This window comes from Mesorhizobium carmichaelinearum (assembly GCF_900199455.1).
Lineage (GTDB): Bacteria > Pseudomonadota > Alphaproteobacteria > Rhizobiales > Rhizobiaceae > Mesorhizobium > Mesorhizobium carmichaelinearum.
Window position 1 is genome coordinate 196,412 of record NZ_FZQR01000010.1, and the last position, 26,213, is coordinate 222,624.

24 protein-coding genes are annotated in these 26,213 nt (G+C 64.1%); 11 read left to right on the forward strand and 13 right to left on the reverse strand.

Translation table 11 applies throughout. From position 1 onward, the window contains the following. Positions 1 to 27 precede the first annotated feature (27 nt). Both CKW40_RS23265 and CKW40_RS23270 read left to right on the forward strand, forming a co-directional pair. Complete coding sequence (locus CKW40_RS23265; protein WP_095202192.1) at positions 28 to 825, forward strand: ATP-binding cassette domain-containing protein; 798 nt, start codon at positions 28 to 30, stop codon at positions 823 to 825. Then, complete coding sequence (locus CKW40_RS23270; protein WP_095202193.1) at positions 822 to 1,868, forward strand: ABC transporter permease; 1,047 nt, start codon at positions 822 to 824, stop codon at positions 1,866 to 1,868. Before CKW40_RS23265 ends, CKW40_RS23270 begins: the two co-directional genes overlap by 4 nt. Positions 1,869 to 1,893: 25 nt before the next feature. Here CKW40_RS23270 and CKW40_RS23275 read toward each other — a convergent pair whose 3' ends face one another. Both CKW40_RS23275 and CKW40_RS23280 read right to left on the reverse strand, forming a co-directional pair. After that, positions 1,894 to 4,563, reverse strand: a complete 2,670-nt coding sequence (locus CKW40_RS23275; RefSeq protein ID WP_095202194.1) for an ATP-dependent helicase — start codon at positions 4,561 to 4,563, stop codon at positions 1,894 to 1,896. An 81-nt stretch (positions 4,564 to 4,644) separates the two neighbouring features. Beyond that, positions 4,645 to 5,481: a DUF2059 domain-containing protein gene (locus CKW40_RS23280; RefSeq protein WP_095202195.1), complete on the reverse strand. Its 837-nt coding sequence runs from the start codon at positions 5,479 to 5,481 to the stop codon at positions 4,645 to 4,647. A 196-nt stretch (positions 5,482 to 5,677) separates the two neighbouring features. Between CKW40_RS23280 and CKW40_RS23285 the strand changes: the two genes are divergently transcribed. Beyond that, a complete protein-coding gene (locus tag CKW40_RS23285; protein ID WP_095202297.1) occupies positions 5,678 to 7,996 on the forward strand; it encodes a glucose/quinate/shikimate family membrane-bound PQQ-dependent dehydrogenase in 2,319 nt (772 codons plus the stop codon). 31 nt (positions 7,997 to 8,027) lie between these two features. Here CKW40_RS23285 and CKW40_RS23290 read toward each other — a convergent pair whose 3' ends face one another. Then, positions 8,028 to 8,465 carry a hypothetical protein gene (locus CKW40_RS23290; RefSeq protein WP_095202196.1) on the reverse strand — a complete coding sequence of 146 codons (438 nt, stop codon included), beginning with the start codon at positions 8,463 to 8,465 and terminating at the stop codon, positions 8,028 to 8,030. A 9-nt stretch (positions 8,466 to 8,474) separates the two neighbouring features. Beyond that, positions 8,475 to 8,630 carry a hypothetical protein gene (locus tag CKW40_RS43875; RefSeq protein ID WP_179298078.1) on the reverse strand — a complete coding sequence of 52 codons (156 nt, stop codon included), beginning with the start codon at positions 8,628 to 8,630 and terminating at the stop codon, positions 8,475 to 8,477. A gap of 421 nt (positions 8,631 to 9,051) precedes the next feature. On the opposite strand from CKW40_RS43875, the gene CKW40_RS23300 reads away from it, so the two are divergent. Further along, positions 9,052 to 9,900, forward strand: a complete 849-nt coding sequence (locus tag CKW40_RS23300) for a dienelactone hydrolase family protein (protein ID WP_095202298.1) — start codon at positions 9,052 to 9,054, stop codon at positions 9,898 to 9,900. A gap of 9 nt (positions 9,901 to 9,909) precedes the next feature. Here CKW40_RS23300 and CKW40_RS23305 read toward each other — a convergent pair whose 3' ends face one another. Next, positions 9,910 to 10,830 (reverse strand): EamA family transporter, encoded by a 921-nt coding sequence (locus CKW40_RS23305; RefSeq protein WP_095202198.1) that lies wholly within the window; start codon positions 10,828 to 10,830, stop codon positions 9,910 to 9,912. Between the two features lie 89 nt (positions 10,831 to 10,919). Here CKW40_RS23305 and CKW40_RS23310 point away from each other — a divergent pair, with 89 nt between their 5' ends. After that, complete coding sequence (locus CKW40_RS23310; protein ID WP_095202299.1) at positions 10,920 to 11,399, forward strand: Lrp/AsnC family transcriptional regulator; 480 nt, start codon at positions 10,920 to 10,922, stop codon at positions 11,397 to 11,399. A 53-nt stretch (positions 11,400 to 11,452) separates the two neighbouring features. On the opposite strand, the gene CKW40_RS23315 is transcribed toward CKW40_RS23310, so the two are convergent. Further along, positions 11,453 to 11,650 (reverse strand): hypothetical protein, encoded by a 198-nt coding sequence (locus CKW40_RS23315; protein ID WP_013894716.1) that lies wholly within the window; start codon positions 11,648 to 11,650, stop codon positions 11,453 to 11,455. Between the two features lie 260 nt (positions 11,651 to 11,910). Next, on the reverse strand, positions 11,911 to 12,390 hold the full coding sequence (locus CKW40_RS23320; protein ID WP_095202199.1) for a thioesterase family protein: 480 nt from the start codon (positions 12,388 to 12,390) through the stop codon (positions 11,911 to 11,913). Positions 12,391 to 12,492: 102 nt separating this feature from the next. Here CKW40_RS23320 and CKW40_RS23325 point away from each other — a divergent pair, with 102 nt between their 5' ends. From CKW40_RS23325 to CKW40_RS23335, 3 genes are all read left to right on the forward strand, one after another. Further along, entirely contained in the window at positions 12,493 to 13,911 is a 1,419-nt protein-coding gene (locus CKW40_RS23325; protein ID WP_095202200.1) for an FAD-binding oxidoreductase, read from the forward strand. Then, on the forward strand, positions 13,912 to 14,415 hold the full coding sequence (locus CKW40_RS23330) for a hypothetical protein (protein ID WP_095202201.1): 504 nt from the start codon (positions 13,912 to 13,914) through the stop codon (positions 14,413 to 14,415). A gap of 137 nt (positions 14,416 to 14,552) precedes the next feature. After that, a complete protein-coding gene (locus tag CKW40_RS23335; protein WP_095202202.1) occupies positions 14,553 to 15,074 on the forward strand; it encodes a hypothetical protein in 522 nt (173 codons plus the stop codon). A 34-nt stretch (positions 15,075 to 15,108) separates the two neighbouring features. Here CKW40_RS23335 and CKW40_RS23340 read toward each other — a convergent pair whose 3' ends face one another. After that, positions 15,109 to 16,089 carry a Dyp-type peroxidase gene (locus CKW40_RS23340; protein ID WP_095202203.1) on the reverse strand — a complete coding sequence of 327 codons (981 nt, stop codon included), beginning with the start codon at positions 16,087 to 16,089 and terminating at the stop codon, positions 15,109 to 15,111. Positions 16,090 to 16,222: 133 nt separating this feature from the next. On the opposite strand from CKW40_RS23340, the gene CKW40_RS23345 reads away from it, so the two are divergent. Then, a complete protein-coding gene (locus tag CKW40_RS23345; RefSeq protein WP_095202204.1) occupies positions 16,223 to 20,239 on the forward strand; it encodes an AsmA family protein in 4,017 nt (1,338 codons plus the stop codon). An 80-nt stretch (positions 20,240 to 20,319) separates the two neighbouring features. On the opposite strand, the gene CKW40_RS23350 is transcribed toward CKW40_RS23345, so the two are convergent. Next, positions 20,320 to 20,757, reverse strand: a complete 438-nt coding sequence (locus CKW40_RS23350) for a MarR family winged helix-turn-helix transcriptional regulator (RefSeq protein ID WP_095202300.1) — start codon at positions 20,755 to 20,757, stop codon at positions 20,320 to 20,322. A gap of 150 nt (positions 20,758 to 20,907) precedes the next feature. Here CKW40_RS23350 and CKW40_RS23355 point away from each other — a divergent pair, with 150 nt between their 5' ends. Then, entirely contained in the window at positions 20,908 to 22,704 is a 1,797-nt protein-coding gene (locus CKW40_RS23355) for a chloride channel protein (protein ID WP_095202205.1), read from the forward strand. Between the two features lies 1 nt (position 22,705). On the opposite strand, the gene CKW40_RS23360 is transcribed toward CKW40_RS23355, so the two are convergent. The 4 genes from CKW40_RS23360 to CKW40_RS23375 form a co-directional block, all read right to left on the reverse strand. Beyond that, positions 22,706 to 22,930, reverse strand: a complete 225-nt coding sequence (locus CKW40_RS23360; protein WP_095202206.1) for a ribbon-helix-helix domain-containing protein — start codon at positions 22,928 to 22,930, stop codon at positions 22,706 to 22,708. Between the two features lie 10 nt (positions 22,931 to 22,940). Beyond that, the gene (locus CKW40_RS23365; RefSeq protein ID WP_095202207.1) at positions 22,941 to 23,135 is read right to left on the reverse strand and encodes a DUF4169 family protein; all 195 of its coding nucleotides are present in this window, start codon (positions 23,133 to 23,135) and stop codon (positions 22,941 to 22,943) included. Positions 23,136 to 23,146: 11 nt separating this feature from the next. Beyond that, positions 23,147 to 23,683: an SspB family protein gene (locus CKW40_RS23370; protein WP_095202208.1), complete on the reverse strand. Its 537-nt coding sequence runs from the start codon at positions 23,681 to 23,683 to the stop codon at positions 23,147 to 23,149. Between the two features lie 146 nt (positions 23,684 to 23,829). Continuing rightward, the gene (locus CKW40_RS23375) at positions 23,830 to 24,519 is read right to left on the reverse strand and encodes a TetR/AcrR family transcriptional regulator (RefSeq protein ID WP_095202209.1); all 690 of its coding nucleotides are present in this window, start codon (positions 24,517 to 24,519) and stop codon (positions 23,830 to 23,832) included. 188 nt (positions 24,520 to 24,707) lie between these two features. Between CKW40_RS23375 and CKW40_RS23380 the strand changes: the two genes are divergently transcribed. Further along, positions 24,708 to 25,913: a multidrug effflux MFS transporter gene (locus CKW40_RS23380; RefSeq protein ID WP_095202210.1), complete on the forward strand. Its 1,206-nt coding sequence runs from the start codon at positions 24,708 to 24,710 to the stop codon at positions 25,911 to 25,913. Positions 25,914 to 26,213: the final 300 nt, after the last annotated feature.

Here is a 26,213-nt window from a genome sequence, read left to right on the forward strand (position 1 = left end):
CAAGCGAAAATGAAAAGCGAGGATCCGATGGCCGAACGCATCATCGAACTGCGCGATATCAAGAAATCCTATGGTCAGGTCTATGCGCTGGGCGGCGTCAATCTCAGCGTCGACCGCGGCGAGGTGGTCGGCCTGATCGGCGACAATGGCGCCGGCAAGTCGACGCTGATCAAGATCCTGTCCGGCGTGGTCAGGCCAACCAGCGGCGACATCCTCGTGCGCGACAAGCCGGTGACCGGCTGGAGTGCGGCGCGCTCGCGCGACGCCGGCATCGAGACGGTGTTCCAGGATCGGGCGCTGGCGGTGCAGCAGACCATCGTGCGCAACATCTTCATGGGCCGCGAGCTCACCGGCTTCATGGGCTGGCTGAAGGTCAACAAGGAGATCGAGGAGGCAAGCCGGCTGATGCGCGAGATCGGCTTCACCTCGAAAGTGTTCACGCCGCACTCGATCGTCGGCCAGCTCTCGGGCGGCGAACGCCAGGGCGTGGCGATCGCGCGCGCCATCTACAAGCAGGCCGAGCTGATCATCCTCGACGAGCCGACCACGGCGCTGTCGCTGACCGAGACCGCCAAAGTCTTCCATTTCGTGCGCCAGGTGCGGGCGAGCGGCCGCTCGATCCTGTTCATCGGCCACAACATCCATCACGTCTTCGACATCGCCGACCGCTTCGTCGTGCTCGACCGCGGCAAGGTGGCGCTGACCGCCGACCGCAGCGCGGTCAAGTCGGCGGAAGAGTTGATCAATTTCATGGAAGACGTCGCGCATCCCGGCGGATTGGCCGGACTGCACGAGGCCGTCGAAGCGGAGCAGCGAGTGCGATGAGCAAGACCATGGAACCCGATCTCGAAAGTCATCTCAGCGCGCATGGCGAATCCGCCCGCAAAGAGTGGAAACATCCATCCGACCATTGGCTGCGCGGCTTCGTCCTCGACAACCGCGCCTCGCTCGGCACGCTCGCCGTCTTCGTCGTCATGATGGCCGTGTTCATGGTCGCCAACCCGACCGTGTTCACCACCTGGTATCTCTACAGTTCGGTTCTGACGACGCTGCCCGTTGCGCTGTTCGTGGTGGTGCCGCTGGTCTTCGTCGTCACCTGCGGCGAGATCGACCTGTCGTTTCCGGCAACGATGGGTTTTGCCTCCTGGGTCTTCGCGCTGGTGGTGCAGGCCGGCTACAATCCGTTCCTCGGCATTGCGGCCGCTGTTCTCACCGGCATTCTGCTCGGCTTCCTCGTCGGCTCGCTGGTCGTCTATGGCGGGCTGTCATCGCTGATCGCCACGCTTGGCATGAACTTTTTGCTGCGTGGCCTGATCCAGATCATCAACGAAGGCAAGTCGATGGCGCTGACCGGCCTTGCCGACAGCTCGGCCTACAAGATCTTCTCCAGCCAGGTTTACGGCATTCCGGTGCAGATCTTCTGGGCCATCGCCTTCGTCGTGCTGTCGGCGATGCTCTACAACAGGCACCGCTTCGGCGCGCAGGTGAAGGTGGTCGGCGACAACCCCGACAGCGCCCAGCAGATGGGCATCGACGTCAAGCGCGTGCGGGTGAAAGTCTTCGTCTTCGTCGGCATCGGCGCTGCGATCGCCGGCACGTTTTCGGTGATGATCAACTTCACCTGGTGGCCGACCGCCGGCGACGGCTATCTCCTGCCGGTGCTGGCCTCTGTCTTCGTCGGCGGCACCCCGACTTGGGGCGGCATCGGCACGGTCGCTGGCGGCGCCATCGGCGCGGTCACCGTGTCCTTCATCCAGACCGGCGTCGTCGCGGCGGGCCTGAGCGGCTTCTACGTGCAGTTCTTCAACGGGCTGATCATCATCCTGTCGCTGCTGGGGCATAAGTGGAACCAGGCGCGGTACAGGTGAGGGCTGAACCGCCGTCGGGCACAGCTCACACCGCCGCGACAAACCCGTCCAGCACGCGCTTCTGGCCGGCCTTGTCGAAGTCGATGGTCAGCTTGTTGCCTTCGATGGCCGAGATGTTGCCGTTGCCGAATTTCTGGTGGAAGACGCGGTCGCCGACGCTGAAGGCGGATGGCGTGTCGGAGACGGATTTGGCAACCAGCTCACCGTCGATGGTGCGGCCTTTGACCGAGGTTCGGCCGGCGCCGTAGCCGCTGTCGGTCTCGCCATAGCCGATACGCTCGACCTGATGGCCGGAGCGCGTGCCCCAGTTGCGGTCGGTCGCTTCGGTGCGGTTGGCCTGCGCGCGCTGCCAGCCGGGCGTCGAATAGGTGTTGGAGAAGGCGCCGGACTTTTCGGTGTTGGCGCCGACATTGTCGAAGCGCGAGGCGCCATACGGGTTCTGCCGGCCGCCACGGCCCGACGCGAAGGAGCCGCCGCCATAGGGATTGCCGTAGCCGCCATAGGAATTGCCGCTTTCGGCGATCTCGACATGGGATTCCGGCAGTTCCTCGAGGAAGCGCGACGGGATGGTCGATTGCCAGAGCCCATGGATCAGGCGGTTGGAGACGAACCAGAGATGCAGGTTCTTCTTGGCCCGCGTCAGGCCGACATAGGCGAGGCGGCGCTCTTCCTCCAGACCGGAGCGGCCGCCTTCATCGAGCGCGCGCTGGTGCGGGAACAGGCCTTCCTCCCAGCCGGGGAGAAAAACCGTCTCGAATTCGAGGCCCTTGGCTGAATGCAGCGTCATGATGGAGACGGCATCCTGTCCGGCATTCTGCTCGGCATCCATGACCAGCGCCACATGTTCGAGGAAGGAGCGCAGCGACTCGTACTCCTCCATCGAGCGGATCAGTTCCTTGAGGTTTTCCAGCCGGCCCGGCGCTTCGGCCGAGCGGTCGTTCTTCCACATGTCGGTATAGCCGCTCTCTTCGAGAATGGTCTCGGCGAGTTCGGTGTGCGGTTTGGTTTCCAGCGCCTTCTGCCAGCGTTCGAAGTTGGCCGCGACTTCGCGCAACGCGGCGCGCGGCTTCGGCTTCAGCTCGTCGCTTTCGGCGAGGTTGCCGGCGGCCTCCAGCATCGGGATGCGCAGCGCGCGGGCCGTATCGTGGATCTGGCGGATGGTGGCTTCGCCCAGCCCGCGCTTCGGCACATTGACGATGCGTTCGAAGGCGAGGTCGTCGCCGCTGTTGGCGACGACGCGGAAGAAGGCCAGTGCGTCGCGGATTTCCATGCGCTCGTAGAAGCGCGGACCGCCGATGACGCGATAGTTGAGACCGAGCGTGATGAAGCGGTCCTCGAAGGCGCGCATCTGAAAGGACGCACGCACGAGGATCGCCATGTCGTTGAGATTGTGCTTCTGGCGCTGATAGGCCTCGATGGTTTCGCCGATGGCGCGGGCTTCCTCTTCGGAATCCCAGGCGGCGTGGACATTGACCTTGCCGTCTTCGGGGTCGTTGCGGTCGGTGAACAGCGTCTTGCCGAAACGGCCTTCATTGTGGGCGATGAGGTGGGAGGCCGCGCCAAGGATGTGCGCGGTCGAGCGATAGTTGCGCTCCAGCCGGATGATGGTGGCGCCCGGGAAATCCTTGTCGAAGCGCAGGATGTTGTCGACCTCGGCGCCGCGCCAGCCATAGATCGACTGGTCGTCATCGCCAACGCAGCAGATGTTGACGGTGGCGCGGGTTTCGGTCGATCGCGCCTTACCCTCCCCTTGATGGGGAGGGTCGTCGCGAAGCGACGGGGAGGGGTGACTGGCGCCGGCGCTGCCACCCCCACCCGCGCCGCTTCGCGGCGCGACCTCCCCCATCGAGGGGGAGGTAGATCTTTGCGCCAAAAGCCGCAGCCACATGTATTGCGCGGTGTTGGTGTCCTGGTACTCGTCGACGAGGATGTATTTGAAGCGCCGGTGATAGTCCTTCAGCACATCCGGATTGGCGCGGAAGATGCGGATCGGGTGGCAGAGCAGGTCGCCGAAATCGCAGGCGTTCAGCGTCTGCAGCCGCTCCTGATAGGCCTTGTAGAGCTCACGGCCCTTGCCGTTGGCGAAGCTGCGCGCGTCGCCCTCGGCGATATCGGCCGGGCCTTGGCCCTTGTTCTTCCAGCCGTCGATCATCTGCGCGAACTGCTTGGCCGGCCAGCGCTTGTCATCCAGCCCCTCGGCCTGGATCAGCTGCTTGATCAGCCTGACGACATCGTCGGTGTCGAGGATGGTGAAGTCGGAACGCAAACCGGCAAGCTCGGCGTGGCGGCGCAGCAGCTTCACGCCGATCGAGTGGAAGGTGCCGAGCCAGGGCATGCCTTCGACATTGCCTTCGCCGATCAGGATGCCGATGCGCTGCTTCATCTCGCGCGCGGCCTTGTTGGTGAAGGTCACGGCCAGGATCTGCGACGGGAAGGCCTTGCCGGTGGCGAGGATGTGGGCGATGCGCGTGGTCAAGACGCGGGTCTTGCCGGTGCCGGCGCCGGCCAGCACCAGAACCGGGCCTTCGGTGGTTTCCACCGCCAGCCTTTGTTCGGGATTGAGCCCCTTGAGATAGTCGGGCGCACTGTTCTGGCCGCTGCGGGCAGCCATGGCGCGCGCGGCAATGCCCGACGGGGCCGTGGGCCGCGCATTGGGTTCATCGAAAAAGGGCATGTCTTCCGAAAAGCCGGACATCTCCCCCGAATGTAGTGATTCGGGAGGGAAAGACCAGAACTGTCTACGTTTTGTTCCCGGTAAAGTGCCTGGTATTGCGCTTCAAGCCTTGCGGTAACCGAGCGCGACGAAAAATCGATGGCCGAACGAGCGGGCCTCGTCCGTCATCACCGCGCCCAGGGCAACCTGCATCTGGTCGTAATAGCGGCCGCCGGCGGGTGAGGCCAGGAAGGCCTCATAGAGCTTCAGGTCGGCCATGGACATATCCCGGTAGATATAGGCTGCAGATTCCATGGCATCGCTGTCGATGTCACGGCGAAGCCCTTCGGTTTGCTTGCGCAGCAGGGCCATGACCTGGTCGTCGGGCAGGGGCTTTCCGGCCGCGCCCAGCATTTCGGTGAGCATCGCATAGCCCATGTTCAAGGCGACGGCTTCGCCAGTGTCGACGGCGCTGATATCGTCCATCATCTTCCTGTACAATGCGAGCCTGGCCGGATCCCTGGATGGAAGGTCGCCGAGGATTTTGGCGCCCTCGATCTTCTTGGCCTCCCTCGCTTCCGGTGCGGCAGCCTGGATCTCCAGCGCGGTGACCTGTTTGCCCAAAGGCGAACCATAGAAAGCAGCGAGGTCGGACAGGTCCTTGGCGGACAGCTTGCCATCCATTCGCGCCTCGATAGCCGCTTCCATCTTCTCCGGGTCAAAGGCACCTTCCATGGCGGCGGCAAGGGCGTCCTGGACTTTTTGCACCGGCGTTCCCGGCGCCGATTTCACGGCCGCGGTGAAACCCGGGCCGATGCCCATCAGCATCTCGTGAAAGCCGTTCGCCTTGTTGATGTCGCCGATTGTCTGTGCCGGCGCGGCCACGGTCCCGGCAATGAGCGGGACGAGGCAGTAGAGCACAAGCGCCATGCGCGTCAGCGGCGGAAGGAATGACGGCATTTTGCTTGGCTCCACGGGAGAGATGACCCAATGGAGACTGCTGGAAAACCCTGACGCAAGCAAGATGAATTGCCACCTTGGCGTGTGGGTCAGCTTGACAGGCGGGGCAGGCGGGGGAAAGCTGAGCCGAGGGCAGGAACGGTGCGCCGGATTGCCCATGGCCGCGCAAGCGCGCAACAGTCGAAGGAGTATCATCTTGGCTGTCACGATCACCTCCCTCATCCTCTTCCTCATCGGCCTGGCGCTTGGCGCGGGCGGTCTCTGGTTGGCCTCGCTGGGCGGTAGTTGGTATTACATCGTCGTCGGCCTGGCCTTCCTGATCGCCGCCTGGCTGCTCTACCGGCGCCGCTCCACGGCACTGTGGCTCTATGCGGCGATCGTGATCGGCACGCTGGCCTGGGCGGTCTGGGAAACCGGCTTCGACTGGTGGGAGCTCGGCCCGCGCGGCGGCATCATCGTGCTGGTGGCGCTGTGGCTGCTGACGCCGTGGGCGCGGCGCGGCCTTGCCGGTCCTGATGGGCGCGCACCACTGATCCTGGCGGTGCTGGCCTCATTGGCGGTGGCCGGCTATTCGATGACGACGGACCCGAAAGACATCGCCGGCGCGCTCGACACCGACAAGGTGATCCCCAACGCCAATCTCGGCAATGATGTGCCGGCAGGCGAATGGCACTTCTATGGCCGGACGCAGTTCGGCCAGCGCTATTCGCCGCTCGACCAGATCACGCCGGACAATGTCGCCAATCTGCAGCCGGCCTGGACCTACCGCACCGGCGACGTGAAGGGGCCGGACGATGTTGGCGAGACCACCTATCAGGTGACGCCACTCAAGATCGGCGACACGCTCTACATCTGCACGCCGCACAATTTCGCCATCGCTGTCGATGCCGCGACCGGCAAGGAAAAATGGCGCTACGATCCCAAGATCAAGCTCGACAAGGACCGCCAGCACCAGACCTGCCGCGGCGTGTCCTATTATGCCGATGCCGCCGGCGCCGCCGGCCAGCCCTGCGCGACCCGCGTCTACCTGCCGACCTCGGATGCGCGGTTGATTGCGCTCGACGCAGCCAACGGCCAGGTCTGTCCGGCCTTCGCCGAGGCCGGCACGCTGAACCTTTTGGCCGGCATGCCCTATCCGAAGTCGGGCTATTATTACTCGACCTCGGCACCGCTGATCGCGGGCGGCAAGATCATCGTCGGCGGCGCCGTCAACGACAATTATTCGACGCAGGAGCCGTCCGGCGTCATCCGCGCCTATGATGCGGCCACCGGCAAACTGATCTGGAACTGGGATTCCGGCAATCCCGACCAGACGACGCCGCTGCCGGCCGGCCAGACCTACACCGCCAACTCGCCCAATATGTGGTCGACGCCGAGCGCCGACGAGAAGCTTGGCCTGCTCTATGTGCCGCTCGGCAACCAGACGCCGGACCAGCTCGGCGCCGGGCGCAGCGCCAATGTCGAGAAATTCTCCTCCTCGATCACCGCGCTCGACCTCAACACCGGGCAGTTGAAATGGGTGCGGCAGACCGTGCATCACGATCTCTGGGACATGGACGTGCCGGCGCAGCCGAGCCTGATCGACATCACCAAGGCCGACGGCACGATCGTGCCCGCACTGGTCGGCCCGACCAAGCAGGGCGACCTCTATGTGCTGGACCGACGCACCGGCGAGCCGGTGATCGCGGTCAAGGAAGTGCCGGCGCCCGGCGGCGCCATCGAGGGCGACAAGGCCTCACCGACGCAGCCTTCGTCCGATCTCTCCTTCAACCCGAAGCCGCTGACCGATGCCGATATGTGGGGCATCACCATGTTCGACCAGCTGGCCTGCCGGATCGCCTTCCATAAATTGCGCTATGAAGGCCGCTACACACCGCCCTCGCTGCAGGGATCGCTGATCTATCCCGGCAATTTCGGCACCTTCAATTGGGGTGGCGTGGCGGTCGATCCGGTGCGGCAACTGATGTTCGGCATGCCGACCTATCTCGCCTTCACATCCAGGCTCATTCCCCGCGCCGACGTGCCGCCGCCGGGCGACGACACCAAGGGCAGCGAACAGGGGCTGAACCGTAATGAGGGTGCACCCTATGCGGTGGTGATGGGACCGTTCCTGTCGCCGCTCGGCATTCCCTGCCAGGCGCCGCCCTGGGGCTATGTCGCCGGCGTCGATCTCAGGACCGGCGCGATCGCCTATAAGCACCGCAACGGCACCGTCTACGACATGACGCCGCTGCCGCTGCCGCTGAAGGTCGGGGTGCCCGGCATTGGCGGGCCGATGATCACCGCCGGTGGCGTCGCCTTCCTGGGAGCGGCGGTCGATGACTATCTGCGCGCCTATGATTTGACGTCAGGCAAGCAGCTCTGGCGGGCCCGATTGCCGGCCGGCGGGCAGTCGACACCAATGACCTATACGGTCGCCGACGGCCGCCAGTTCGTGGTCATCGTCGCCGGCGGCCACGGCTCGGTCGGCACCAAGCCTGGGGATTATGTGATGGCCTACGCGCTGCCGAAGTAGCTGCGTCGCGCTAGCCGAAGCGGTCTCGGCGCTAGCCGAGCCCGAGATGGCTCTTCAGGCCGGGCACGGAGCCGAGCACCTGGTTGGTCAAATCGGGGCCGGCGGCCGCTTCGGCCTGCTGGACCAGCGTGGCGCCGGCCTTCTGGATCTGCGCCAGATCGAGGCCGGATGCCTTGAGCGCGGCGAGGCCGTTGACCAGAGCGCCGGCCTTTTCGCCGAGAACGCCGCCAAGCGCGCCTTGCAGCGACGACAGGAAGCCGCCACCACCGCCGGCAGGGGCTGCGGCCATGACGTCATACTGGTGCGCAAGGTCGTCGGCGCCGGGGATCTTGGCGAAAAACGATGAGGCGCTGGTGCCTTCGGCCTCGTGCTCCAGAACTGAGAAAATGGTGCCGACGACCTTTTCCGTCGTCGCTTGGTCGAGGCCCGCCTTTTGCGAGACGGTGTTCACGATATCCTGGACGTTCATGATCTCACCTCAACCTTGGGTTTTCGTGTTTGCCGGATGGCGCTGGCGGCTGCGGACCTTGACCATGGACTTCCGGCTTGCCGCGACAACGGTTGCGCGCATCGCCAGAAGGGCGGCTGCGGCAACCATGAAGGCGGTTGCCAGGATCGGCGAAGGCATGGTCATCGGCATTTTCCTTTCAGATCGGGCCTTTAAGGACCGTGGCCGCGCCATGGGGCGGCCGGATGGCGAGTTTCCCCTACTATTGTGGCAGCGCCACCAGGATTTGTCGCCGATGACAAGAATGTGATGAGGGTTGCCGCCGCTCACCGCACGTCCCGCCGAACGAAAGTGTCACCGAGCCGTGACTGGACGATGCGAGGCTCGCCCCTATCTTGCGAACGGCAAGGATACCAAAGTCGAGACCCTAGAGCCGGATGATTTCAGGTCGAATCGACCTGAAATCTGAATCCGGCTCTAAATCAAAGAGATAGAGCATGATGTCGTCCGAAAACCGCTTCACACTTTTCGGCATCATGCTCTAAGATCGAGGAATGCGCCCGTGACGAAATCCGCCACCAACGAAAAACCCGTCATCACCCAGGCGATGATCGATGCCTATGACGAATACACGCATCTGACGCTCGACCGTCGCCGCTTCATGGAACAGCTGACCAGGCTAGCCGGATCGGGTGCTGCGGCGGCGGCCATCGCGCCAATGCTGGCGGCGAATTCCGCCCAGGCGGCGATCGTCGCCGACAACGATCCGCGTGTGAAGGGCGAGGATATCACCTATCCCGGCAGCGGCGGTGAGATGAAGGGCTATCTGGTCAAACCGGCGAACCAGACGGGCAAGCTCGGTACCGTCATCGTCATCCACGAAAACAGGGGGCTCAACCCGCATATACGCGACGTCGCGCGGCGCGTGGCGCTGGAAGGGTTCGTGGCGCTTGCGCCGGATTTCTTGTCGCCGCTCGGCGGCACGCCCGATGACGAGGACAAGGCGCGCGACATGTTCACCAAGCTCGATCCGGCGCAGACCATCGCCAACGCCGTGGCGACCGTCGCTTTCCTCAGAGGTGACAAGGACGGCAATGGCAAGGTCGGCGCCATCGGCTTCTGCTGGGGCGGCGGCACGGCCAACATGCTGGCCGTCAACGCGCCCGATCTCGCCGCCAGCGTCGCCTATTACGGCATGCAGCCGAAGGCCGCCGACGCGTCGAAGATCAAGGCTGCGTTGCTGTTGCACTATGCGGGGCTCGACGACCGCACCAATGCCGGCATCGACGCCTTCAAGAAGGAGCTCGACGCCGCGCATGTCGAATATTCGGTCTATGTCTATGAAGGCGCCAACCATGCCTTCAACAATGATACGTCGGCGGCGCGCTACGACAAGAAGGCGGCCGATCTCGCCTGGGGCAGGACAATCGCTTTTCTGAAGGAGAAGTTGGCGTAAGCCCTTTGCCTAATCTGTGGCCGCCGGCCTGTGGAAGGCGACGCCGGCGACCACCAGCGCGATCCCCAGGCAATCGCGGAGGCTTGGAATCTGGCGCAGCACGATGACGCCGATCAGCGTTGCCGTCACCGGCAGCAGCGAGAGCATCAGTGCGAAACTCGAGCGCGGCAACCGCGACATGGCAAGCTGGTCGCAGATATAGGGAATGACCGAGGAGCAGATGCCGACGCCGATGGCGGCGATGAGCAGTGGCGGTGAGAAGAAGGCGGGCAACGCGTCGGTGAAGCCGATCGGCAGCACGACGATGAACGCAACTGCCATGGCGGCACCGAGACCCGCAATGCCGTCGCCTGCGCCGGTACGGGCGACGCGGTGGCCGAGCACGATGTAGCCGACAAAGAGCGCGCCGTTGAGGAAGGCCCAGAACAGGCCGACGGGATCACTGGACCATTTGACGTCGATCAACAGCAAGGTGCCGGTGACGGCCACGGCAAGGGCAACGAGGTTGCGGGCGCTCCTGAGGCCAACCAGGGCGACACCGATGGTGCCGACGAATTCGATCGCCGCCACCAGCGAGATCGGCAGGCGGTCGAGCGCCAGGTAGAACGAGCAGTTCATCACCGCCAGGCAGACGCCGAAGGCCAGCAACAGCAGGCGTGTCGGAGGATCGGCGCGGGCGAAGCTTCGCCAGGGGCGCGTCAGCGGCGCGAAGATCAGCGCCGCGGTGGCGATGCGCAGCCACGCCATGCCGAGTACCCCGACATGCGGGAACAGCAGCACGGCGAAGGCTGGTCCGAGATAGTGGAAGATGGCGCTGACGCCGAACCAGACATGCGGCGGCAGTCTTGTCGCCAGGCCGCCAAGACCAGAGCCGGTGGAGGCGGGGGTAGGCACAGGGCCTGCCGTGGGAGCTTGCGCTTGATCATCCATCGGATCAGTATCGCAGGCATTTTCCACAGCCTACATGGATGATGATCGATCAGCCTGATCGTATCTCTATTGAAAGCAAGGATTTGTCCGTGAAACGCCTTCGAACCGAAAATATCGATCTCGACGCGGCCGACATGAAGATTCTGCGCCTACTGGAAAAGGATGCGCGGGCCAGCACGGCGGAGCTGGCGCGTTCCGTCGGCCTGTCGGCGCCGAGTGTCGCCGAGCGCATCAAGCGGCTGCAGGAGAACGGCGTGATCGAAGCCTATTCGGTCAGGATCAATCCAGCGGCCCTTGGCCTGAAGCTGTCGGCCTGGCTGCGCATCCGGCCAGTGCCGGGGCAGTTGTCCGTGGTGGCCGACATCATCCGAGAGCTGCCAGAAATCGCGCAATGCGACCGGGTGACCGGCGAGGATTGCTTCATTGCGCTGGCGCATGTCGGCTCGGTGGCCGATCTCGAACGGGTGATCGACCGCATCATTCCCTATGCGATGACGAATACGGCCATCATCCAGTCATCGCCGGTGGTGGCGCGCTCGCCGTTGGCGGCAGTGAAGCGATCGCCGTAAACGGCGCAATTTTGATTGGTTTATCCGATGTCTTCCAGGCCGACTCGCCGAGGCTAGGCGTGGCCGCGCTTCAGCCGCGCGCGCTTCAAAATGCTGCGCCAGCGGATCATGTCGAACGGGATCGGCTCGTTGTTGTTGGCGATATGGAAGATCTCGTTGTCGACGTTCTTGAGCGAACGCCAGAAATCATAGTCGGTAATGCGCGGATCAGCGGCCAGCCTGTCCACCTCGACCTTGATGTCGGTTTTCATGCACGTCCCTCGAACCGGCTTCGCCCCACCGCCCGTAAACAACTCTATGCGGATGGTTTTCGACCGCTCTGCTGAGTCGTTCAACGGCTCAATTGGCTTGTTCCCGTTAAATCCTCAGTAAGGTTAACGCCGGTCCAACCCCGCTTCAAGCACCGCTGCTGGTGGATATCGGGGGCTCTGCGATTTTGAGTTCAGGGTGTGGCTTTGAAGTCAGACCCAATGCCTCGCCGCAAGGAAGCCGGATGGATATCGGCTTCGTCCTATTTGCGCTTGATGCCGATCGAGCGGCCGGCACGCTCCGGCATCGGCAGCACCGAATGGGCGGCGCGCATGGCTTCGACCTTGGCCAGCACATCGGCGGGGAAGGGCGCGACCTTCGGCCCCGACATGTCGACATGCAGCGACAGCGTCTCGGAGGTGGCGGCGAGCCAGCCGTCGACATGGCGGATTTCCTGGTAGGCCCTGAGCCGCTTCGCGTCGTGGTCGATGAGCTGGAAGGAGACCTTCACCTTGTGGTCGAGATGCAGTTCCCGGACGTAGCAGACGTGGACTTCGGCGGTGTAGATGGTGAGCCGCCGTCCCTTCACATAGTCCAGCCCCATTCCCATCGCTTCGAAGGCCTCGTCCGAGCAGCGGTCGAACAGCACGTTGTAGTAGGCCATGTTGAGATGGCCGTTGTAATCGATCCAGTCCTTCTCGATGTCCATGGGCTCGGAGACGAAGGGGGCGGGGATGGACATTGAAACTTCCTTGTTCTGGTGCTGGACAGAGCGCGTTGGGTGAGACTACGCATCCATAATCGCATAACAAGCGTGGGCGCTGGTCCATTCGCGGAGGAATTCATGGCTCTGAGCGACCTCAATCCGGTCGAACGCAACGAGGAAGGCATCGCGTCGGTGCTCGGCATCCTCAAGCAACAGCTCGGCGAGCGTTTTCAGACCGGCCAGGCGATCCGCTCGCAGCACGCGCACACCACCACCTATATCCCGACGCAGGCGCCCGATGGCGTCGCTTTCCCGGAGACGACCGCCGAGGTGCAGGAGATCGTGCGCGCCTGCGCCGCGCATCGTGTGCCGGTGATCGCCTTTGGCGTCGGTTCCTCGCTGGAAGGCCACACCAACGCGCCGGGCGGCGGCATCTCGGTCGACACCTCGCGCATGAACCGCATACTTGCGGTCAATCCGCAGGATCTGGACTGCACGGTCGAACCCGGCGTGACGCGCGAGGACCTCAACCGGCATCTGCGCGACACCGGCCTGTTCTTCCCGATCGATCCGGGCGCCAATGCCTCGCTCGGCGGCATGGCCGCGACGCGGGCCTCCGGCACCAATGCGGTGCGCTACGGCACGATGCGCGAGAACGTGCTGTCGCTGACGGCCGTCATGGCCGACGGCGAGACAGTGACGACCGGCAAGCGGGCGAAAAAGAGCTCGGCCGGCTACGATTTGACCCGGCTGCTGGTCGGCTCGGAAGGCACGCTTGGCATCATCACGTCGCTGACATTGAAGCTGCAGGGCATTCCGCAGGCGATCTCCGGCGGCGTCTGTCCGTTTCCAAGTGTCGAGGCGGCCTGCAACGCGGTCATCGCGACGATCCAGATGGGCATTCCGGTGGCACGCATCGAACTGGTCAACGCGCTGCAGATGCGGGCGATGAAGAACTATTCCAAGCTCGACTATCCCGAGAGCCCGTGCCTGTTCGTCGAGTTCCACGGCAGCGACGCCGGCGTGGCCGAACAGGCCGAAACCTTCGGCATGATCGCCGAGGAAAATGGCGGCGGCCCGTTCCTGTGGACCAGCGTCGCCGAGGAACGCACGAAACTGTGGAAGGCGAGGCACGACGCCTACTGGTCGTCGCTGACGCTGCGGCCGGGCGCCAAGGGCCTGTCGACCGATGTCTGCGTGCCGATCTCGCGCTTTGCCGAATGCGTCACCGAAACTGAGGCCGACATCGCCGAAATGGGCTTGATCGCGCCGATCGTCGGCCATGCCGGCGATGGCAATTTCCACGTGCTGGTGCTGATGGATGTCAACGATCCCAAGGAGATCGCGCTGTCGGAAAAATTCGTCGCGCGGCTCAACATGCGGGCGATCGCCATGGATGGCACCTGCACCGGCGAGCATGGCATCGGCCAGGGCAAGATCGGTTTCATGCGCAGCGAACTCGGCCACGGCGTCGACATCATGCGCACCATCAAGCAGGCGCTCGACCCGCAAAACATCATGAATCCGGGCAAGATATTGCCTGGCGGCGACCGCTAGATGTCGACTGCCGAGACCTTGCTGCGGATAGAGGTGCCGCTGTCGTCCGCTGGAGCGCCACTGCCCCATGTGTTTGCGGATGAAGGCAGGCTGCTCGTCGCCTACCTCGCCGACACTCCCGATACGTCTTTCGATGGCACGAATCCGCGCTCGGTTTCGCCGCTGACAGGCAACCAATCAGTCGCCATCCTGACGGCAGAGCCTTATCTGGCTTTTCAGTTCGGCCCGCCGAATGACGAGTCCATCAGTGGCCATCGTCTCTATCCGTTGGGCCTGCGGGCGTACGAGGCATTTGAGGTGCGTAACTCGTCGTGGATCGCCTCCCTGGAAAAGGCAAATCAGGTTCATTCGTCCCATACACCCGAGCTGTTTTCAGACTATCGGCATTTCATCTTGACGTTCCACGATTCGACGCTGGAGTTCATCGCCAAGAGTTTCTCGACTAGCCTTCGCAAGGGAGCGGTTTTGACTGCGCTAATGGAGGCCGCCGGAGAGGGCGTCTGAACTCTCCACACGAAGGTCCCGCAAGCTGGTCACGCGCGATACACAAAAAGGCTCGTCTTGACCGCGCCACCATTCGGGTCGAGGCTCCTCCCGCGGCAAGCCTGAAAAGACAGGCGCGCCAGCGGAGGAGAACTGTCATGGCCATTTCACGCAAGGAAGAAGCCCGCGCGCTGAGCGCCGACGAAAAGGAACTGGTGGAGAAATCGCACCATCCGGCGGTGCAGGAGCTTTCCGATGCCGACCTTTCCGGCTTGGTCAAGCTGCTGCGCGAGCGGCGGGACAAGGCGCAGACCGAAGCACACCGCCGCCGGCGTGAAATACGCGGCAAGGGCGCGCCGAAACGGGTTGCGCCCTCAAAGGGCGATGGTGGCTCGCAGGTCAAGCTCGCGGTGCTGGCCATGGCGATGCGGCGGCTGAATGGCGAGGCCGAACGGCGGCGCCAATTGGCGGCTCGCGTTTCGCTGGTCGGGAATGCACGCAAGGCGCTGGCGATGAAGCAAAGTGCGCCGGCGGATGGTCCCGCGCACAATTCGCGGACGGCACACAAGGGTATGCGGGCCGTGGCCAACGAGCGGGCGCCGAAGCTGGTGCGGCCGGCGGAACTCGGCCGGCAACGCAAGGCGGGCAAGGTGGCGCAAGCCAAGCGCGACGCGCGCTGATCCTTGTGGGTAAGGGGCTGTCTGTCGCCCCACTCTACCGCCCGGCGGGAAGCTGCTGCTGCGCGCCCTCGACAAGGGCCTGCAGCATGGGGCGGGTCGGCGCGAAGAATGTCGTGCCGGTCTGCGGCGTCGAGACATCGAGCAGCCGGTCGTAGGCGCCCGGCGGGTCGCCGACATACATGCGCTGCAGCATTTTTTCGGTGACCCAGAGATACCTGCTGTAGCCGATGAAATAGGTGCCGAACTCATTCTGCCCGGGCCGGCCGAACGGCATGTTGTCGCGCAAAATGTCGTACTCGTTGCCGTCGGCATCCTCGATGGTGGCCAGCGACTTATGCGATTTGCGCGGCGCGTCGTCATCGTCGATCTCGATGTTGTCGATCTTGGTACGGCCGATGATCGCCTCTTGCTCCGGCGTCGGAATGCGCGCCCAGGCCTGCATATCGTGCAGATATTTCTGGACGACGACATAGGAGCCGCCGGCAAAGTCGGCATCCTCGTCACCAACCAGCGCCGAGGCGGGCAGATCGAGGCCGGTCGGGTTGGCGGTGCCGTCGACAAAGCCGAGCAGGTCGCGGGCATCGAAATAGCGAAAGCCGGTCACTTCATCGACGACGGTCACGCCGGGACCAAGCCTATCGAGTAGGATGCGCTCGAGTTCGAAGCACATGTCGGGCCGCTCAGCCCGGATGTGGAAGAGAAGGTCGCCCGGCGTCGATGGCGCTGAATGGACTGCGCCCTTGATCGGCGCGAACGGTTTCAGCTCCAGCGGCCGCCGGCCGGGGCTGAGGCGATCCCAGAGATCGCTGCCGATGCCGGCAATGCACGACAGGCGGCCGCCGAGATCGCGGAAGCCGACCGTCTTGACCAGATCGTCAAGTTCGCCGAGCACGGAGCAAACCTTGGCCAGGGCCTCGCCCGCGACGGTGACGACAAGGAAAATCGCCGACTGCGAAAGCGGCGCATCGACGCTCTGCGCGTCGATCGGCACGCGGTCCCAGTTCTTGCCTGACATCTGAAAAATCTCCACTTTTGCCGGATTTGTTTCAGATCGCTTGGGATGACGCAATACTGGATGAATTGCCTCTTTATCGACACGCGGATGCGGGTAGAGTGCGGCAGAATTTCAATCAACCTGTTCGGAGCTGATGCTCGCACGCCTGTTCGTGATCTTCGGTGGCCTGTTTGTGCTGGTGCTGTGCGCGGCGCTGGTGGTGCCGTACTTTGTCGACTGGACCGGCTACCGCGCCGAGTTCGAGCGCGAGGCGAGTGCTATCCTCGGCCGCAAGGTGACCGTGCAGGGCGATGCGACTGCCAGGCTGCTGCCGTTCCCCTCGGTGACCTTCTCCAACGTCGCCGTCGCCGGCGGCCCCAACGGCCAGCCGGCGATGACCGTCGAGACGTTTTCGATGGATGCGGAACTGGCGCCCTTCCTGCGCGGCGAGGTGCTGATCTTCGATATGCGGCTGGTACGGCCGAAGGCGACGATCGACATTGCCAGGGATGGGACGGTGGACTGGGCGATGCGGCCGTCCTCGCCCTTCGACCTCAACCAGATCTCGATCGAGAAGCTGACGGTGACGGAAGGGCAGATCGAACTGCGCCATGCCGCGGGCGGACGCAGCCATATCTTTTCCGAGATCAACTCGACCATTTCGGCCAAGTCGCTGGCCGGTCCGTGGCGCATGGACGGCACGCTGCGGCTGGACGGATTGCGCACCACCGTCGCGGCGTCGACCGGCAAGGCCGAGGGTAATGGACAGATGCGGCTGCGGCTGAAGGCCGATCCTGACGCCTATCCGCTGGTCATCGAAACCGACGGCAATGCCGGCATCGTCAAGGGTGCCGCCGTCTATTCCGGCCAGTTCAAGATCTCCGGCGCCGATAAGAATTCAGCCCAATTGCGCGGCACCGATGGCGAGACGGTGAAGGTCAGCGCCGGCAAGCCCGATCCGGGCTTCCGGCTGAATGGCAAGTTCTCGCTCGACCACCAGAAGCTTGGTGTCGACGAATTCCGTTTCGAGACCGGCCCACTGGACAATCCCTACACCGCCGACGGCAAGGCCTCGGTCGATCTCGGCCAGAAGCCGAACTTCGCCATCGAGGCCAATGGCGCGCAGGTGCAGTTCGACGAGGCGGTGGGGGCCCAGGCCGGCGCCGGCCTGACACTGGATCAACGTATTGCCGGGCTGGAGCAGGCGTTGCTCGATCTGCCGAAGCCGACCATCCCCGGCACCGTCGAGGTCAAGCTGCCGGCGGTGGTGGCGGGTGACACGACGGTGCGTGACGTGCATCTCTCCGCCGAGCCCGTTGAGAGCGGCTGGTCGATCAAATCGCTTGCCGCGACCTTGCCCGGTCGCACCACGCTGGAAGCCGATGGCATGCTTGCGCTCAACGTGCAGGGCCATTTCGGCTTCACCGGCTCGTTGCTGCTGGCCGTGGCGCAACCGTCTGGTTTTGCCGCCTGGCTGTCCAGGGATGTCGACGAGGCGATCCGCCGTCTGCCCGCCGCCGGCTTCAAGGCCAAGGTCGATCTCGCTGAAAACCATCAATCCTTCAGCGATCTCGAATTGATCCTCGGCAAGGCGAAGTTTTCCGGCCGCATCGATTCCAGCCAACCTGACGACGCAAAGCCATCGGTGCTGATGCGGCTCGAGGGCGGTGAACTCGATGTCGACGGGCTGGCGGCCTTCGCCTCGATCTTCGTCAGCGACAAGGGCGCCAACCGTTTTGCCAACAGCGATCTCGATTTCCAGATCAAGGCCGGCCCGGTCAGCGCCGGCGGTTTGACCGCCGACACGGTCGACACCGCGCTCCGGCTGCGCGACGGCTTGCTTGAAGTCGACCGGCTCTCGCTCGGCGGGCTGGCCGGCGCCTCGATTAGCGCGACGGGCCGGATCAAGGATTTTCCGGCGAGCCCGACCGGCAAGCTCGATGCATCGGTTGTCGCTGTCGATCTGAAGCCGCTGATCGACGTCGTCGCGCAGCATTATCCCGACAATGCGGTGCTGAAGGGGCTGGCGAGCCGTGCGGCTGCCTATCCGGACCTGTTCCAGGACGCACGCGTCGACCTCGTGGCAAGTGCCGCCGACAATGGCGATGGCACGACGGGCCTGGCGGTGAGCGGACAGGGCAAGGCTGGCGGCTCGGCTTTTTCGGCTTCGCTGTCGGGGAAGGGGGCGCCGGACAAGCTTCTCGACGCGCCGGTGACACTGACCTTCAACGCCAAGAACCCCGACGCGACCGTGCTGCTGGCGCTTTACGGCCTGCCCGCGCTGCCGCTCGGCATGCTGGGCGAGGCAACCACGGATATCCAGGCCAAGGGCACATTTGGCGGTGGCCTGGCGACGACTTTCAGTCTTGCCGGCAACGACTTCAAGGCTGGCTTCGAAGGGACGGTTGCCGATACGCCGCAAGGCCCGACCGCCAAGGGCAAGATCAACCTCGATGCCGCCGATATCGAACCCTGGCTGATGACGACAGGCATCGGTCTGCCGGGCATGGGGGCTGGCATGTCGACATCGCTCGCGGCACAAGGCGATTACGGCAACGGTCTGCTGGTGCTGGACAATGTCGGCGGCGCCATCAACGAGGCGGCGGTGTCCGGCGACATCAATGTCGACGTCAAGGACGGCGTGCCGCATCTGGCCGGTGCGCTGGTGCTCGACGAGCTCGACCTCGATCCGATGGCGGTGGCGCTGTTCGGCGATTCGGCTTTCCTTGCTGATAAGAATGGGGCTGACAAAAATGGGGCCGGCAAAAATGCGGTCGACAAGGGCGCGAGCGCCAAGGGCGGCGCCTGGCCGGCAGCACCCTTCAGCCAGAAATCCAGCCTGCCGTTCACCGCCGACCTTGACCTGACGACGGCCGCCCTTGCCGCCGGACCGCTCGCCACCGCCTATGATGCTTCTCTTTCGCTGAAGCTCGACCAGGAAGGCATCCGCGTCTCCGACCTCAAGGCGAAACTCCTTGGCGGGGCGCTGACCGGGCTGTTCGAGTTGAAGAACACGGACGGCACTGGCCTTTTCACCGGCCAGATGAAGCTGGCGGGGGCTGATCTGGCAAATGTACTGCCGGACGCCGGCATTGGCGGCAGCGGCGATTTCTCGACGACGCTGTCGACCAGTGGCAAGTCGGTCGATGCGATGATCGCCGCCCTTTCGGGTTCCGGCACGGCGGCGCTCAGGGGTTTGCAGGTCGCCGGCGTCAATCCCGATGCGTTCAGCGCCTTCCTTGCCAAGGCGGATGCGATCGGACGCGACATCGATGCGGCCAAGACCGCGGGCTTTGCGCCCGATATCGCCGCCGCTGGCAATTTCCCCGCCAAGGACGCCGACATCGCGTTCACAATTGCCGGCGGCACGCTGCGGGCTCCGCCGATCAGCCTCGAAAATCCGACCGCGACCTTGTCCGCCGACATCACGGCCGATCTCAACACCAGCACGGTTTCCGCCAAGGGCGCCATCACCTACCGGCCCGGCGACGAGGCGCTGGTCGGCTCCGAGCCGGTCGTCAATTTCACCGCTGAAGGACCATTCGGCGCCGTCAAGCGGCAGTTTGATAGCGAGCCTTTGGCGCAGTTCCTGACCCAGCGTGCGCTGGAGAAAGAGCAGCAGCGCGTCGAGGCGATGCAGGCGGCGTTGCTGGAGAAGCAGCGGCTGCGGCGCGAGGTGCGCTATTACGCGGCACTGCAGGACGCGCGCGACAAGGCCGCGGAGGAATTGCGCCAGCAGGAAGAGGCGGCGCGGCTGAAAGCCGAGGCCGACGCCAAGGCGAAAGCGGAGGCCGAGGCCCAGGCGCAGGCTGAAGCGGAGGCCAAGGCGAAGGCCGACGCGGAAGCGAAAGCCAAGGCTGATGCCGACGCCAAGGCGAAAGCCGATGCCGACGCGAAGGCCAAAGCCGAAGCCGACGCCAAGGCCGCGGCGGAACAGCAGGCCGCCGACGAGGCGGCCAAGGCGCAGGCCGAGCAGGAGCGCCAGAAGGCGGAAGAGGCGATGCGCATCGCTACGCAGGAAAAGGCCAGGCTCGAGGCCGAGCGCAAGGCGGCGGAACAGGCGCCCAAGGTCGAGCGCGCGCCGCTGCCGGAGGCCAATGACAATCCGCCGCCGACCAAGCCTAAGTCCAATCCGTTCACGGTCGATAATTTGTTGAAGTCGTTGCAGTAGGGCAGTAGGGCAGTAGGGCAGTAGGGCAGTAGGGCAGTAGGTGCGAGGCCTTCCTCGTGCCGGCGCAAGACCCCTGGGCGTCACTCACGGCCCTGATCGAGCAGGCGCCTCAGCATGGGTTCGATGCGCGAAAGCTCGTCGAGATGCGTGGCCGACAACTCGGCCAGGCAATCGTCGGCGCGCTCGGTCAGCCGCAGCAGCACGCGGCGATGGTCGTCCTTGTCCTGATCCCGCACAACCAGCCCGGCTTCGCTCAGGCGGTTGACCAGTTCGACGGCGCTGTGATGGCGGATGCGCAGGCGCTCGGCCAGATCGCCGACCGTCACCGGTCCACCGCCCGGATAGCCCTTGATCGCCAGCAGCGCCTGGTGCTGGCGCGGCCTCAGCCCGGCGTCTTCCGCCTGCAACTGGCTGAATTCGAGGAAGCGGCGGATCAGATAGCGAAACTCGGACAGCCGCTCGTAGTCGGCCTGTTTGATGGCGGGGCGAGATTTTTTGGGCTGCGTCATTCCAGACATTTGTTCCATTCCGTCCAAAGGCTCAACGGTTTTGCTGCAAAACCAGCTTGAATTTATATCGTGTTACGATACATAGCGAGCCGACAAAGCCGGCTGGCGTCTTCGCCGTGCCGGCATATCCAAGATCCGGCCGCCGCCAGAAAGCCAGCCATGAAGCGCTCCGAAAACAGCCATCTCAGGGATTTCACCACCGACGCGCGCGTGCTGACCATTGCGACCATAGCCGTGGTGGTGGCCACGGCGGCGCTGTTCGCCGGCATCGTGCTTTTGAAACTGATCCGGCTTGCCACCAACATTGCCTATTTCGGCCAGTTCACGCTCGCCGATCTGAAATTGCAGGATACGCCGCTTGGGCTTGCCGCGGTGGTGGTGCCGGTGATCGGTGCGCTGATCATCGGCCTGATGGCACGCTACGGCAGCGAGAAAATCCGCGGCCATGGCATTCCCGAGGCGATCGAGGCGATCCTGCTCGGGCGTTCAAAACTCGGCGCCAAGGTGGCGATCCTGAAGCCGCTGTCGTCGGCGATCTCCATCGGCTCCGGCGGACCATTTGGCGCCGAAGGGCCGATCATCATGACCGGCGGCGCGATCGGCTCACTGATCGCGCAGATGCTGCCGGTCAGCGACAACGAACGCAAGACGCTGCTGGTGGCGGGTGCCGCGGCCGGCATGACCACCGTGTTCGGCACGCCGATCGCGGCCATCATGCTGGCGGTGGAACTGCTGCTGTTCGAATGGACGCCGCGCTCCTTCATCCCCGTGGCGGTTGCCGCGATCATTGCCGAGGTCGAGCGCACCGCGCTGCATTTGCCCGGGCCGATCTTTCCGTTTCAGGGCGGCATGCAGGTGTCGTTCGTCGGGCTTGGCGGCTGGGTTACGGTCGGCATCTGCGCCGGCCTGCTGTCGGGGCTGCTCACCCAGATGGTCTATGCCTGCGAGGACGCCTTCCAGAAATTGCCGATCCATTGGATGTGGTGGCCGATGATCGGCGGCCTGGTGGTCGGCATCGGCGGCTTGATCGAGCCGCGGGCGCTCGGCGTCGGCTATGACAACATTGCCGATATGCTGGATGGCCGCACGCTTGCCGCCGCTGCGCTGATGCTGTTGGTGGTCAAGGCCATCATCTGGTCGGTGGCGCTCGGTTCAGGGACTTCCGGCGGCGTGTTGGCGCCGCTGCTGATCATGGGTGGTGCGATGGGCGCCGTGCTCGGCGGATTCCTGCCGGCGGCGGATCCGGGTTTCTGGGCGCTGCTGGCCATGGCCGCCACGATGGGCGGCACGATGCGGGCGCCGCTGACGGCGACGTTTTTCGCCGTGGAACTGACCGGCAACACGCATGTCCTTGTTCCCTTGATCGCGGCCTGCGCCACGGCGCATGCCGTGACCGTGCTTTTGATGAAGCGTTCGATCCTGACCGAAAAGGTTGCAAGGCGAGGGCATCATTTGGTGCGCGAATATCGCGTCGATCCCTTCGCGCTAACCAGGGTGCGCGAGGTGATGACGGCGCAGGTCGAGAGCGTGCCGGCGACGATGACGCTGCATGGCGCGGCGGCGTTCCTGACCGCGCCGGAAACCCGGCATCCGAGCTTCCCGGTCATCGATGAGAACAGGCAGGTGCTCGGCCTCATCGATCCGCCGGCGATCCTGCGCTGGCGCCGTGCCGGCAAGCACAGGACGACGACGCTTGGCGAACTGCTTGTCGGAAGCAAGGTGACGCTCGCCTATCCCGACGAATATCTCGAAGGCCTGTCCGACAAGCTGTTGATGGCCAATGTCTCGCATCTACCGGTCGTGACCCGCGAAAGCCTGCAACTGATCGGCTATGTCGGCTGGAAGGATCTGATGCGCGTGCGGTCGCGGAAACAGGCCGAGGAGCGCGAGCGCTCGACCTTGCTTGGCTTCGGCACCAGGCGCGGGAAAAAGACGGACGCGGTCGAGGGCGTCTAATTTAGAAACTCGTTCCGCGCTTTGCCCACTCCAGCACATGCAGCCGCAGCGCCGAGGACAGGTTGGTGTCACGGGGCCGTGTCTCGTCAACTTGGGCGACGAGGGCGGCAAGTGTCAGCTTTCTCGCCGCCGCGATGGCGACGAGATCGTCATAGAAGGGTTTTTCGAGGGAATAGCTGGTGCGATGGCCGCGAATGGTCACCGAGCGCTTTTCGACAACGCTCACGGCCGACAGCTCATTGCTTGTCCTTGCCTGATGGATCGAGGCGGTGGCCGGCGACAAATTTGCCGGCCTTGTCGGCGATCAGGAGGTCACGTTGCTTGTCCGCCTTGGAACGACCATGCAGGGCCCGGTTCTGTTCGGCGACGCGCGTCTTCTCGTCCCGCGCCTTCAGCTTTCGAATCTGGCGGAGGTTGACGATGTCGGCCATGGCCCGCGAGCCTATTTCTTGCGGAAGGCGTCGAGCGAAACCACTTCGGCGCCCTTGGTGCCGGCCTCGGCCGCGGCGGGCTTTTTCTCCGCTTCGGCGGCGGCCTTCTTCTCAGCCTTCGGCTTCTTTTCGGAGACGATGGTCAGCGGCTCGGGCGCAGGCTGGGCCGGTTCCTCCTCAGGCTGCGCGTCGGTCTTGACGTCGAACTCGAGCTCGAAATTGACCGAGGGGTCATAGAAGCCGCGCACGGCCGAGAACGGGATTTCCAGTTTCTCCGGCACGTCGGAGAAGGACAGGCCGACCTCGAAGCCGGTATCCGTTACCTTCAGGTCCCAATACTGGAACTGGATGACGATGGTCATCTGCTCGGGATAGCGCTCGCGCAGGCGCGACGACACGCGCACGCCGGGCGCGCCGGTCAGGAAGGTGATGAAGAAATGATGGTTGCCGGGGAGGCCGGTGCGCGCGACCTCTGCCAGGACCTTGCGCATGACGCCGCGCAACGCCTCCTGGGCCAGAATGTCGTAGCGGATGTGGTCGTCGGCCATGTGGTGGTCGGGTTCCGTTGAATCGTCCGCATAGCTGTAATCAAGCTTGAGCGCGGCGTAAACCTGATATAGCCCACCGCCGCGTCGAAGCGAGAACTATTGCCAACGATTTGATCGGCAGGGCGGCCTGGCGGCAACCGCAAATGTTATGCGTTAGCCAGCGCAGTGTGCTTTTTGACGCTGCCCGGGGCAGGGCGCTTGCCGAAAGCGCGCAGGAAAGTGCGCACGCCATTCGTCGCCGATTGCACCACCTCGTCCTCGCGCGGCGTGCCGCCGAGCATGAAGGTGGTCTGCAGTTCGGCATTGACCAGGCCGAGAAACTGGCGCGCCGCGACGTCGGGGTCGTCGATGGTGAGGTGGCCGCCATAGGCGAGGCGGGCGAAGCGGGCGGCGATTGCCGGCCATGTCCTGCCCGGACCCTGTTCGCGCCACTCGGCGAACAATTCGGGGTAGCGCTCACCCGCGGTCTGGATCAGCTTGCGCAGGAATTTTCCGTCGCGGTTGCAGATGCAGTTCTGATTCAGCCGCACGGCGAAGCCGATCAGGTCCGCTTCGAGGTCGCCGGGCTGATCGGGAAAGGTGGCAATGGTGGCGAAAATACCGGCATTGCAGCGCTCGGTGAGGTCGCGCACCACGGCCATGAAGAGCTTTTCCTTGTCGCCATGGTGATTGTAGACGGTCTGGCGCGACACGCCGGCCTCGGCGGCGATCAGATCGATATTGGCGCCGGCAAAGCCTTCGCGGCAGAACACGCCGGCAGCGGCGTCGACAATCGACAGGCGCTTGGCCTCGTGGCCGCGTGGCGGGAAAATGTCAGGAGAAACGTTCGCTCTCATGAAAATCTATATAGAGGTGGTTGACGATTTAGACAAGAGTGTCTAATTTTGTGGACATACGATAAAGAGATTTCGCACCGGGGACGAATAGAACTCGCTCCTTAAGTGTCGGACTCTCACGGGATGCAACGTCCTAGGGTTAGACGTCGCCTGGCGGCGGCGACCAGATTTCGAAAGAAGCCAATATCATGAGTCCCAAATTCCTCCGCATCGCGGTCGTGCTCGGCCTTTTGTCCGCCATCGGCCCCTTCGCGATCGATATGTACCTCCCCGCACTGCCGTCGATCGGCGCGGATCTGCACGCCGGCACCGCCGCCGTGCAGATGAGCCTGCTGATCTTCTTCCTGTCGATGGGTTTTGGCCAGATCGTCGTTGGACCGATCTCCGACATGGTCGGACGCAAGCTGCCGCTCTATGGCGGCCTTGCGCTGTTCATGGTCGGCGGCATCGGTTCGGCAATGGCGCCGACCATCGAGTGGCTGATCGCCTTCCGCTTCCTGCAGGGCCTCGGCGCCAGCGCCGGCATGGCCATTCCACGCGCCATCGTGCGTGACCTGCACACCGGCAATGAGGCCGCCAAGCTGATGTCCTTGCTGATGCTGGTGTTTTCGGTGTCGCCGATCCTGGCGCCGCTGACCGGCAGCCAGATCATCGAAAATTTCGGCTGGCGTGCCGTGTTCTGGACGGTCACCGGTGCGGCCGCCCTTGCCACCATCCTGCTCGCGACCTCGCTCAAGGAGACGCGGCCGGCTGAAGAACGCGTCGGTTCCTCCCTCGGCACGGCGCTCGCCGGTTACCGCTTCCTGATGGGCGACCGCAACTTCCTTGGCCTGGTGGCGATCGCCGGCTTCGGCATTGCGAGCTTCTTCGTCTATCTGTCGAGCTCGTCCTTCATCCTGATCGACCACTACGGGCTGTCGCCTTCGGTCTACAGCGTGTTCTTCTCGATCAATGCGGTGGCCTTCATCGGCATGTCGCAGCTGACGGGGCTGCTGGCCGGGCGCTTCGGGCTGAAGCGCGTGGTGTGGGTGGCAGTCACCGGCTATGCGTCGACGATGGTGGTGCTGTTGGCGATCATGGCGACGGGCGTCGACCGGCTTGACGTGATGGCGGCCCTGCTGTTCGTCGGCTACGGCTTTCTCGGCCTGGTCATCCCGACCACCTCGGTGCTGGCCATGGAAGAACATGGCGAGATCGCCGGCACGGCCTCGGCGCTGATGGGTACGCTGCACTTCGCCATCGGCGCGCTTGCCATGGGGGTTGCCGGCGTGTTCTTCGACGGCACGCCGCTGCCGATGGTCGCCGGCATCACGCTCTGCGCGGTGATTTCCTTCACACTGGCTAAGGTCACGCTCGGCCGGTCGCGTGAGGCGGTCGAGGCGCCGGCGGAGTAGGAGTCTTTCGACGATGAGAACAGAAGGCCGGGTCGTACCCGGTCTTTTGTGATCGACGCCAGACAGGCGATCGACAGCCCTCCGAAAAGGCGTTGACGACGCGCGGTTTCCTCTGTAGCAGCGATGGTCATGATGATCGCAACGGTTCTTGTGGTGGTAGGAAAGCGCATGGGCAGGATGGTGTAACCATCCGGCGACAGCCACCCATGCGCGGTAAGCAGGCTCCTGACGGGGCCTTTTTTTATGCCCGAAATCCGGGCGATGCCCCGTCAATCATCCTCATCACGCAACACACCACGG